The 11416-nt window shown below is 63.7% G+C and carries 9 protein-coding genes; 3 read left to right on the forward strand and 6 right to left on the reverse strand.

All coding sequences use genetic code 11. The features are described 5' to 3' along the window. The 3 genes from RT91_RS05310 to RT91_RS05320 all read left to right on the forward strand — a co-directional run. A partial coding sequence (locus RT91_RS05310; RefSeq protein WP_035186058.1) for a transposase occupies window positions 1-716 on the forward strand: 716 nt, incomplete at its 5' end. Window positions 717-1211: 495 nt separating this feature from the next. Further along, window positions 1212-2327, forward strand: a complete 1116-nt coding sequence (locus tag RT91_RS05315; protein WP_240314203.1) for a DNA repair exonuclease — start codon at window positions 1212-1214, stop codon at window positions 2325-2327. Further along, window positions 2324-4954, forward strand: a complete 2631-nt coding sequence (locus tag RT91_RS05320) for a hypothetical protein (RefSeq protein WP_035186060.1) — start codon at window positions 2324-2326, stop codon at window positions 4952-4954. Before RT91_RS05315 ends, RT91_RS05320 begins: the two co-directional genes overlap by 4 nt. Before the next feature lie 507 nt (window positions 4955-5461). Here RT91_RS05320 and RT91_RS05325 read toward each other — a convergent pair. From RT91_RS05325 to RT91_RS05355, 6 genes are all read right to left on the reverse strand, one after another. After that, window positions 5462-5734 carry an SHOCT domain-containing protein gene (locus RT91_RS05325; RefSeq protein ID WP_035186061.1) on the reverse strand — a complete coding sequence of 91 codons (273 nt, stop codon included), beginning with the start codon at window positions 5732-5734 and terminating at the stop codon, window positions 5462-5464. 3 nt (window positions 5735-5737) lie between these two features. Continuing rightward, complete coding sequence (locus RT91_RS21365; protein WP_051788183.1) at window positions 5738-6616, reverse strand: hypothetical protein; 879 nt, start codon at window positions 6614-6616, stop codon at window positions 5738-5740. A gap of 632 nt (window positions 6617-7248) precedes the next feature. After that, the gene (locus RT91_RS05335; protein WP_035186063.1) at window positions 7249-8442 is read right to left on the reverse strand and encodes a permease; all 1194 of its coding nucleotides are present in this window, start codon (window positions 8440-8442) and stop codon (window positions 7249-7251) included. Between the two features lie 244 nt (window positions 8443-8686). Then, window positions 8687-9409: a hypothetical protein gene (locus RT91_RS22290; RefSeq protein WP_035186065.1), complete on the reverse strand. Its 723-nt coding sequence runs from the start codon at window positions 9407-9409 to the stop codon at window positions 8687-8689. A gap of 351 nt (window positions 9410-9760) precedes the next feature. Beyond that, a protein-coding gene (locus tag RT91_RS20320) for an IS630 family transposase (protein ID WP_085947335.1) occupies window positions 9761-10707 on the reverse strand; the annotation gives its coding sequence in 2 pieces (ribosomal slippage) (window positions 9761-10368 and window positions 10368-10707; 948 coding nt in all). Window positions 10708-10986: 279 nt separating this feature from the next. Next, window positions 10987-11416: IS110 family transposase (locus tag RT91_RS05355; protein WP_035186069.1), on the reverse strand; the 430-nt coding region annotated here is incomplete at its 5' end.

Here is an 11416-nt window from a genome sequence, read left to right on the forward strand (position 1 = left end):
ACGTGCACATGATCGTGCCGGGCGGCGGCATCTCGCTCGACGGTGAGCGCTGGATCTCCTCGCGGCCGGCCTTCCTCGTGCCGGTGCGCGTCCTGGGCAAGTTGTTCCGCCGCCTGTTCATCACCGGCCTGATCGCGCTCCACGATCAAGGACGGCTTGCCTTCTTTGGCGGCCTCGCACCACTCGCCGACCGGCGCACCTTTCTGCGCCACCTCTCGCCGGTCCGCAGCAAACGCTGGGTGGTCTACGCTAAGCCGCCCTTCAGCGGCCCCGCAGCGGTGCTTGCCTATCTCTCGCGCTATACCCACCGCATCGCCATCTCGAACCGGCGGCTGCTCGCCTTTGACGAAGCCAGCGTCATCTTCCGCTACAAGGATTATCGTCGCGATGGCGCCGACCGCCACCAGGCTATGACGCTCGCCGCCGACGAGTTCATCCGCCGCTTTCTGATCCACGTCCTGCCACGCGGCTTCCACCGCATCCGCCACTACGGCTTGCTCTCCGCCACGGCGCGCAAACCCAATCTCGCGCGCGCCCGAGAACTCCTCGCCGCCGCGCCGCTCTCCAACAACGATGAGCCCGATGAGCCTCGCGATGTTCGTCCGCCGTGCCCCTGCTGCGGCGGCCACATGGTCATCGTCGAGACGTTCGCCCGCTGGTGTCAGCCCAGGGCGCCGCCGTGTCCCACGACGTCAACCGGGAGAAATTCATCGTGACCCGGCGCCGATCGAACTACACGCACACCGCAGCAACCGCGCTTCGGTCAACGCTCCCCCTTGTGCCCAAGCCTATCACCCGCGATCCCATAATCACTCTCGACCATCATCCCAGAACGCGAAATCGCCGTACCAGCCGCCAATGGCGGAACCAGACTCCACGCCGGCCCCTACTCAGGGACCACGCAACCATCCCCAGCCTCAGCCGAAAATCAAATTCCCCATAGACTAGCGCCCGCTCACCGCGGGTTCGTGCTTGGGCGGTTTTCGTACGCCCGCAGGCATCCGAAAACCTTCACCATTGACGTCGTTCGGAATGTTGCTCGCCAATGCCGAAACTGGACATCCTTACGGAGCCTTGCAGCGCCACTCTTCGGTCGAAATTGCGACTTCGCCGTCACTCGATGCGATCGATGACATAGCAGCGTTTGTCCAAATTTTATGCAATCCCAAGTTGTCGTTGACGCGCAACTGGACGGTCGTAGAGTTTAGAGCATGGGTATAAAAATCCTTCACTCAGCCGACTGGCAGCTCGGCAAACCTTACGGGCGTTTCGAACCGGATGTGAGAGGCGCGCTCACCGAAGCGCGCTTCGATATGATCGACACGCTTGGCCGCACCGCCGCCGAGCATGACGCCCAGCACGTGATCGTCGCTGGCGACATTTTCGATACCGAAGGCCCCGAAGACCGCACGATCGTCCAGGCGATCTCGCGAATGAGCCGGCACGGCTGCCGCTGGTGGCTATTGCCTGGAAACCACGATTTCGCGCGCAACGGCGGTCTCTGGGATCGGATTCGTCACAAGGCGGGCGACAAGATCGTAATTCTGTCCGAACCAGTACCGCATGAATTCGAGTCGGGCGCTTGGTTGTTGCCGGCGCCTCTGGTCCACCGCCATAATCTTGAGGATCCGACCGCCCTCTTCGACACGATGGAGACACCGGGCGCTAGCCTGCGGATTGGGCTGGCTCATGGCTCGATCCGTGATTTTGGATCTCGCGGCGAGACAAAGAACCAGATTGCGCCTGACCGAGCCAAGCGCTCGGCGCTTGACTATTTGGCGCTCGGCGATTGGCATGGCGCTCTCAAGATTGACGCGCGCACTTGGTATTCCGGCACGCCGGAAACAGACCGTTTCCAGCGAGACGACCCCGGCCACGCGCTCTTGGTCAACGTCGAGATGGGCAGTGAGCCGGTCGTTACGCCGATCCGAACCGGGCGCTTCCAATGGCTCGTCCGTGACTGGACGGTCAACAATCAAGCTAATTTCGATGCCGAATGCGACCAACTCCTTGGCGCGATTGACGCACCAAATACACTTCTCCAGCTGACGCTGGCCGGCATCACCGGCCTCAGCGACCGGATCGCGATCCTCGGCCGCCTCGAAAATGATGTTCGCCATCGCCTGCGACTGCTCGACATCCGCGCCGATGATCTGGTGGGTCGGCCGAGCGAGGATGAGCTTGCTTCGCTCGCGATTGAGGGGACGCTGGGCGCGGCCGCCGCCAAGCTCAACGACCGTATCGAGGCGGGCGGCCCTGAAGGGCTCATCGCCAAACGGGCGCTCGAACGGCTCTTCGTCGAATATAACCGCCAGGAGTTGCCATGAGCCTTATCATCCGGCGGATCGCGGTCGACGGATTCCGCAAATTCCGTACACCTTTTGCGATTGAGGGGCTGGCTGAGGGGCTTAACATAGTTATCGAGCCCAACGAGAGCGGCAAATCAACTCTGCTGGAAGCGCTCCGTGCGGCCTTCTTCGTCCGCCACAACACCCGCAACCAACTCGCCCAGTCCTTCGCGCCGCATGGTGAAGCGGTCGGTCCCGAGATTAAAGTCGGCTTCGACGTTGATGGCGCACCCTGGACGATCATGAAGCGCTTCCTGCGCAGCCCCTCTGTCGAGATTACTGGTCCCGAGGGCCGCGCCCAAGGCGAGGAGGCCGAGACACGGCTCAACACGTTGCTTGGGTCGGTACGCGACACCAGCCGCAATGGCGACATCTCGACATATGGCGCGCTCGGGCTACTGTGGATCGCGCAGACCGAAGCACTATCGGTCTCGGCGCCTGGCCAGATCGTGCGCGACACCATCGCCTCGACGCTTGAAGCTGAGGTCGGTTCGATCATGGGTGGCGAAGCCTATCGGCGAGTGCGCGCACGGGTCGATGCGCAGTTCGGTCTCTACTGGACGCCGACCGGGCAGAAGAAAGGCCGCCAGACCGAGGCGCACGAGCGGGCACAGAGGGCCGAAGCCGCCGTGCGCGAGGCGGCCGAACGTCTTGCCGCACTCGAGCGCAGCTTCACCGAGCTCGAAGCCTCGCGTAGACGCCTGAAGAGCGTCCAACGCGAGATCGCCGACAATACCGACGTCCAGACCCGCAAGGATCTGACCGCGTCACTGGAGATTGCGCGTGCCGCCGCTCAGATTCTTTCAACCCGAAAGGCCGAGCAAGAAGCCGCCACGGGCAAGTTCAGCAGCCTGGCGGACCTGAAGGACCGGCACGAGATGGCCATCGCCGCGCGCGACACCGCAATGGCCGCGCTCCAGGCCGCGCGCGAGCGCCGCGCCGAAGTCGCCGAGGTGCTGGCCAGAGCCAAGGACAAGGCGGCGACTGCCCGCATCGGACTCGACAGCGCCCGAACCGAACGCCAGGTGGCACGGAGCGCGCTTACTGCAGGCGAGGGGCGTCTGCGCCTAAGCCGGCGGCTCGCCGCGATCACCTCCGCACGGCGACGGCATGAAGAGTTACTAGCGCTCGAAAAACAGCACCGTGATGCCGAGGTTCTTGCCGCGACAGCGATCTCAGCCAAGTCAATCACTGTTCTCGAGGAGCATGATCGGGCGGTGGCCGAGGCCCAAGCTATCGTGAACGCCGGTGCCACACGCATCACAGTATCGGGTCAGGTCGAGGGCATCACCCTCGACGGCCAACCAATGTCGATCGGCGAGTGGGCTTTAACCCGAACGGCGCATATCCGGTTCGGCGCCGCTGAGTTGATCGTGACCCCGCCAGCAGCAGCGGCAAGCGCGGAGGAAACGCTCGCTTCAGCGTTGCGTAAGCGCAAGACCGCGCTCGAGGAATTGGGGGTTGAAGATCTCGCGGCAGCACGTACCCGCAACGAGGCGGCACGGGATGCGGCGGCCGAACTGCGTACCTTGAAAGCTCGTATCGCGGCAGTGACACCGGCCGACGACGTCCTGGCGCTCACCGCTGGTGCCGAAGCACTCAAACTGTTCATGAGCGAACTTGAGGAAGCACCTGGCCAAGACGACAATGCCTCACCCGATATCCCGAAGCTGACCGAAGCGCTCGAGACCGCCGACTCTAATCTCGCACGCGCCGAAGGCGTATTGGACAGCGCAATCGGGGCGCTGCGCCGCGCTGAGGAGGAAGATGCGCCGCTCGCCACGACCGAGGCTGGGGCAGTGAGCGACCTTGCTAATGCCACCAGCATGATCAAGACGATCGAAGCCCGGCCGGAATGGGCCACGCTGGACGCCGATCTCACCAAAGCGGGTGAGATAGCTGCCGAAGCAGCGGTCAAGCTGGAGGACGCCAAGCGTGATGCTACCGCGCATGATGTCACCGCGATCAACCGCAAGATCGAAGTCATAGATGCGCGCGTCCGCACTAGTGCCGAGGCGCGGACCAAGCTCGAGACCGAAATCGCCCGTCTCGAGGGCACGATCGAAAGTGAAGGCGGCCTCGGCCTTGCTGACCGCGCCGCTGCGGCGGGCGAGGAAGCCGAAGCGGCGCGCGCCGCGCTTCAGCGCGTCACCGAGGATGCCGATACGCTCAAGCTGCTCCGCGATACGCTGGAAGCTGCGCGCAACGAGACCTCGGCGAAGTTTTTAGGACCGATCGCCAAACGTGCAAAGCGCTATATTGCGCAACTGCTACCTGATTGCGAACTCACCTTCTCTGAGGATCTGGCGCTCAGTAGCGTAGTCCGCGCCGGCGTCGACGAACATTGCGCGAGCTTGTCCCGCGGCACCCAGGAGCAGCTTGCGGTGCTGACCCGCATCGCCTTTGCCGACATGCTGATCGAACAGGGTAAGCCCGTCTCGCTGATCCTCGATGATCCGCTCGCCTATTCGGACGACGGCCGGCTTGACACCATGATCGAGATCCTTAGCGAGGTAGCGACCCGCATGCAGGTCATACTGCTTACTTGCCGCGACCGGGCCTTCCGCCATGTCCCCGGCAACCGGCTGATGATGGCGCCGTCTTGATGGGCACAGTTCCAAGGGATTACGTATTGAGGCGCTTCTGCGCCCATCCCGGTCACCCAGCCTTTCTAACGGCATGCTCCGAAGCCGACACTCGCGGTCGCCCGCAGGTCGACCAGCTTGGGGGCGATGCGGACTGGCAGCGTTCGGGAGTGGATTGGATGGAGCGAACATTCATTGTTGGGCGTTACCACGCCGAAAACCGCAATAGCCGGCTTCAATTGTGCGTACGTAGAATGCGGTCGGTATTTGAGTTCGATCTGGCGACGGGGGTAAGCCAGAGTTGCATTATGGTTCGAAAAAGCCGTTCGAAACTCTCGTCTCAGATGCGATTGGCTTGCATAATCCTCGACAATAAGGTGGCCGATCAGGCACCTCGTCTCGAAGTGAGTGCAAGGATGTTCATCTGCAGTGCCGACGGTCAGTCGCTGCATGGGCGCATGGGATCACACGAGGGACGCCACGGACGAGGCGCTCTTCGGGAGAGCGCGGTGCCCGTGGCGCCTGCTGTCACCCGAGGAGATCGGCCTTCTTCTCGAGATACTCGTCGCGCGTGATATCCCCCCGCGCGTAGCGCTGTTCTAGGGTTTCAAGCCCGGGCGAGCGCCGTTCCACATAGGGACGATGATACCGAGGGTGCCATGACGTGCGGATTACCCAGACGACGACCGCGAAGCCGAGGACCATTACGATCAGGCCGAAAAACCCGCCGAAAGGCATCAACCCTCCGCCCGGTCCCCAGCCGCCATAGCCCATCATGCCGCCTGGCCCGTAATTCCACATGGATCACTCTCCCGCGGGTTCGAGGAACCCGGTCTTGCGGTTGACGATGTAGCGCTGGACAAGGCCGCCATTGTCAGTAGTGACGATATCGACGGTGATCGTACCGTCCTTCTGTTCGGCGACCTTGCCGAGCTTGACGTGCGGGTTGCCGGTGATGGCCAACCAACGGCCCATCTGTCGTTCAACTTGGCTTACCGTCAGGTCTAGATTACCGCGCACCGCCAGCGCGCCGCTGGCATAAGGGCCAATACCGCCCCATCCCATCATGTTGGGGCCCATCCAGCCGCCGCCCATCATCCACGGACCAGGGCCGTAGCCGCCCATCATGCCGGGGCCCGCCCAGCCGCCGCCCATCATCCACGGGCCGGGACCGTAGCCGCCCATCATGCTGGGCCTTGCCCAACCACCGCCCATCATCCACGGGCCGGGACCGTAGCCGCCCATCATGCTGGGCCTCGCCCAACCACTGCCCATCATCCACGGGCCGGGACCGTAGCCGCCCATCATGCCGGGGCCGCCGCCCCAGCCTCCGCCGCCCATCATCCACGGACCAGGGCCGTAGCCGCGCGCTCTGTTCTCAGGACCGGCCCAGCCACGGCCCCGCGTCCACGGACTAGGGCCGTAGCCGCCGATCATGCCGGGGCCCATCCAGCCGGCGCCGGTTGTTCCCGGGCCGCCGTATCCCATCATTCCCGGGTAAAAGGAGGGCGATTCGGCGGGCGGGGCATCATTCTTCGGCGGGCTCGTCGCCTGATCGCTGCCTTGCGTCATCATGCCGGGGGTGTTCCCGGCCTGCCCAGCGGTCGGCTGCGCATTTGCGCCGCTTACGGCCAGCAGCAGCGCGATCGATGCTGTTCCGAGAAGACTCAGTTTCCTGTTCATGTTCCGATGTCCTGTTCTGGCACGTGGCCAGTCGTGAAACGTCATTTCAGTGCCGGCGCATGGCGCCGTGCCTGCGGGGATGGCGTGCCGCAGCCGCGTCCTTCGAAGCGGAGTCCGCGGATCAGGTTGCAGAGCGGGGCGGCGGCGCTTCGGGTGGCAGCGCGCGGCTTGCTGGCACCGGCTGGCATCCGATGCTGTAGATCAATGCGTCGCCGAGCGGTGCCGCAAGGAAGGTGGCGCCAACAACATTCGCCGCCAGCGGCGTGCCAGCGCACCCGCCCGCTGTGCAATTCACTGCGTGCAGGCGACACCCGCTGCAAGGTCCGGGTAAGCGGGGCGTCTCCGGCGCGGCATGAATCGCGGCCACAGTCGTGACGGATGACGCGATGCAGGGTCGGGCGGCGCCGTGAAGCGCGGCCGCAGAGGCTTGCGGCACTGTCGCCGCCAACGCGAGCAGGGCGATGACGAGCGTGGCGAGACGCGGCCATAACCGCATTGCCCTCAACGTGCCTGTGATGGTGCCGTCCGCGTACATCGCTCGCCTTGCAGATCCTGCATAATCAATAGGCGCGGTAGCGTGGGGTGCCCTTGATCTCGATCAACGGGCCGTGGCGATGGGGCGGCCCGTGGGCTCAGTGGTGGTGATGGTCGTGATCGTGATGTGCGTGTCCACGATCGTTCGCCGCGGCAGGGGCCGCCATCATCCGCAGCATCGCCGGCCCGCCGGTCCGCAGGAAGCGGGCGGCGAGAACAGAGGTCAGCAGCAGGAAGGCGATGTTGAGCACCGTCGTGTAATCCCAGGAGAAATGCGTGCCGGCGACGATTGCATGCCGCGCTGTCGGTGTCAGGCCGGTGAGGCCGAAGAGCAGCTCGACCAGATAGCCGGCGAGCACCATCGTCGCGTAGAAGACCACCGCGAGCAGCCGCGCCGTCTTCCAGCCGTAATAGCGGCGGTAGATGTCGAGGATCGGCAGGATGATAAGGTCGGCGAAGAGAAAGGAGACGACGCCGCCAAAGCTGATCCCGCCATTCCAGAGCACCGCTGCGAGCGGCACGTTGCCGACCGAGCAGACGAAAGAGACGATGGCGATGAGCGGGCCGATGAGTGGGCCGATCAGCAAAGATGCCATCCTGTCGTGGCTGAGGAATACGTCCTGCCAGAAAGCCTGCGGCACCCAGGCGGCGAGGGCGCCGGAGATGATCAGGCCGAGGACGATGTCGCTCCAGATGCTGGCCCAGTCCATCACGTAAAAATGGCTGATTGCAGTAAAGCCGCGCGGCGAAAGTGCGCGGCTGAGGATCGAGCCGCCGGAGAGCGACATGTCCATCGCAGCATGTCCTTCCATCCGGCCGACGCGGCCGCGCTCGGCCTCGGCGCGCGCCGCAGCGACGCGCTCCGGGGTCATTACCCGGCTAAGCACGAAGGAGAGGAGTGCGATCATGATCGGCCCGCCGACGAATTCGGCAAGGGTGAAGCGCCAGCCCATCAGCACCGCAAGAATGACGCCAAGTTCGAGCACGAGGTTGGTCGAGGCGAACTGGAAGGCCATGGCCGCGGTGAAATCCGCACCCTTGCGCACCATCGAACGCGCGAGCGCGACCGCAGCATACGAGCAGGACGAGGAGGCAGCGCCAAGGGCGCTGGCGATGAGGTAGGTTCGCGGGCTGGAGTCCGGCAGGAGGCGGCTCATCTCGCCCTTGGTGACGACGGCCTGCACCACGCCCGACAGGACAAAGCCCAGGATCAGCGCCCACAGGATCTCCCATCCCATGGCGACAGAGACGGAGAGGGCGCGCAGCACCTCGTGGAACAGGGTTGCGATCATTGCGTTTCGACCATGGTGCTGGACCTCTCGGGGTTACCCATCTTGGAGCCGTCCGGAAGGGGCCGTGCGACACCACCTTGATGGGCATAAAGGTTCCACCAGTGGGAAGCGCAAGCCTCGCTTGCGATCTGGCATGCCGGTAGTGGAGGAGCACGCGATCGATCAGTGGCGCGGAATCATGTCAGCGCGCCAGCACACACGCCGATCAGATCGGATAGATTGGTGGGTTGTCACCGGCCTGTCTTCACCGCACCACGAACCTGCCGTACATCCCCTTGGAGGCGTGTTGTGGCGTTGGGCACACATACCAATATGTCCCGGGCATATTGGCAATAAATCTGTTACCGAGTGCCGCGAACTGCGCCAACTTGACATCGTCTGCGCTTCGCCACGGCAGTTCGGGCAGTGGCGGCACCACCGGCGGCCCGAGATACATCATGGCCATGTACGGATAGGGTGGCGGGGTCGGCACGATCGTCACCGTGTGCTGCATGTTGTTGCCGTAATCCATGTTCAGCAGGTTGAAGCGGACATCGGCATCACGAGGCACGACAATGGTCGGATTGGTCAGCCCGTGCAGTTCGAATGTCTGGTCGTCAAAGCCAGGCTGGACCGCCACCAGGTCGATCGTGACATCCTTGCGCTCGAACGTCACGGTGTTGGTACGGGCATCGGCCTTGCCATGCTCGTTGCCAAAGCGGATGAATGCCTGGGCCTGCCGATAGTCGAGCACCTGCCCGCCCCAGCCGGGCGTGACCGGCCAGTTGCCCATGCCGCCACCCATCATCCCACCCATGCCGCCCATCATCCCGCCGCCCCATCCGGCTCCCCACGGCTGGGCAAGCGCGACCGCCGACGCAGCGAGCAGGCCCGCGATCGCGGCACCGGTCAGAAGACGCCAGCGAGGCGCGCGGTCGCGACCGAAGACGTTCGGAAACCGTGACGATCTGCTGCGGTATCCGCTCATGTCGATCCCGATCTCTCAGTTGTCGCTGACAGCCAAGCAGATCCGCCGGCATCGCGCATTGATCGATGTCAATCTCGATCTCGCACCGGCGATCGGGGGCGCGGTAGATCGCGCATGAGCCAGACGTGAACCGGCGCGACGCGTCCCCAGGAACGTATTGCGAATCAGCTGCTTGGAATGCCGATCGACGTCCGGACCCTAGGCGCCGATACACAGATGGCGACGCGATACGCGGCGCTCAGCAGGGTTTGGGCAGGGAAAGTGATATCGGCGTCTCGTCTGCAGCGGATACAAAATGCGACGAAAATCCGGTAGATCGCCCCCGTATTTCGGGACTAGAGCGTATTTCGATCAGTCCGGGTCATATCCGCATGAGCTGAAGTAGTTGGCGCATTCGCGGTGCTGGAAGCTGTCGACGAGCCTGCCGATCAGGTCCCATAGGCCGGAGACGGTTCGCTCTCCGATCTTTCTGAGGATGGCCTTGAGCCGCGCGAACGCCTTCTCGATCGGATTGAAGTCGGGACTATAGGGCGGGAGGAAGCGCAGGGTTGCGCCGGCCGCTTCGATCCGTTCACGCACCGCGTCACGCTTGTGGCTCGACAGATTGTCCATGATGACCACGTCGCCGGGCCGCAGTTCGGGTGTGAGAACTTTGGTGACATATGCCTCGAACCAGTCGCCGTTGATGGGGCCGTCCAGCACCATCGGCGCGACCATCCCGGTCATGCGCAGCCCCGCCACCAACGTGGTGGTCTTGCGGTGACCGTGTGGGAAGCCCATCCGCAGACGTTCGCCCCTGGCGCAGCGGCCATGGCTGCGGGTCATGTTGGTGGCGGTCCAGGTTTCGTCGATAAAGACGAGGCGATCCGGGTCCAGATCGAACTGGCTATCGAACCAGTCCTGGCGCTGTTTCAGGATATCGGGGCGATCCTGCTCGATGGCGTGGCCTGTCTTTTTTTACGCGTCATGCCGCGGCGGATGAAGAAGCGGTGAAGCCCGGCCACCGAGACGTGCAAGCCGACCTCGATCAGCGCCAGGCGCAGCTCTGCAAGCGAGATGTCCTTACGCGTTTCCCAGATTGCGAGAATGTCCGCCCGCCGTTCCTCAACCCGACGTGAGCGCGTGTCGCCACCCTGAGGCTTCGGAGCAAAGCTGCCGGTATCGCGACGCTGCGCTCGCCAGCGGATTGCCGTCGCCGGCGCCACCCCAAAGCGGGCTGCCGCTGCCCGGCAACTCATCCCCTCATCAATCGCCGCCAAAAGCCGCCGACGAAGATCCATCGATAGTGGTTGGCCCATCCATGCCGGCCTCCTTCACCAGCACGGACTCTGAATCATGTGTGGACGGCCCGTTGGGTTCAAGTCGTTAAAGCAGAATTTGGTATCGGTTCGAATGCGGTCATGTGTCCGGCCTTTGACGCGGTGGTCTGACCGCTGGCCCAGATGGGTGCCGCGAGCAACATCCAAACAGAAATTGCGGCATGGAACTGCCGTAGATTCAGACGGATTTTGTTGCTCGTCGGTTCGACCGATAACCATCTCCTGTTTGCCCCTAAACCCTCGGCACCGGCGCGCGGATCAGGCGGCTACCGGCTGACGCCGATACGCTTCACCACGCGCCATCATGGCCCAGATGATCCGGGCCATCTTGTTGGCCAGAGCGATCGCCGCGACCTTGCGCGGCTTCCGCTCCAGCAATTGCAACAGCCAAGCGGTCGCTGATTTGCTGCCTGGTTTAGCGAAGCGGATCACCGCCATCGCCCCGACCACGAGCAACTGCCGCAACCTCTCATTGCCTGCCTTACTTATCTTTCCCATACGATGCTTGCCGCCGGTGGAATGCTCTCGCGGAGTCAGCCCGAGCCACGCTGCAAAATGCCGCCCGGTCTCAAAATTCGCGGGGTTCACATTGAGCGCCATGGTGATCGCGGTGATTGCCCCCAAGCCGGGAATCGCGGCGAGGAGCTTGCTGACCGCGTTGGCCTTGTGCTGTTCGAGCAGCTGTCTC

This window comes from Acidiphilium sp. JA12-A1 (assembly GCF_000724705.2).
Classification (GTDB): Bacteria; Pseudomonadota; Alphaproteobacteria; order Acetobacterales; family Acetobacteraceae; genus Acidiphilium; species Acidiphilium multivorum.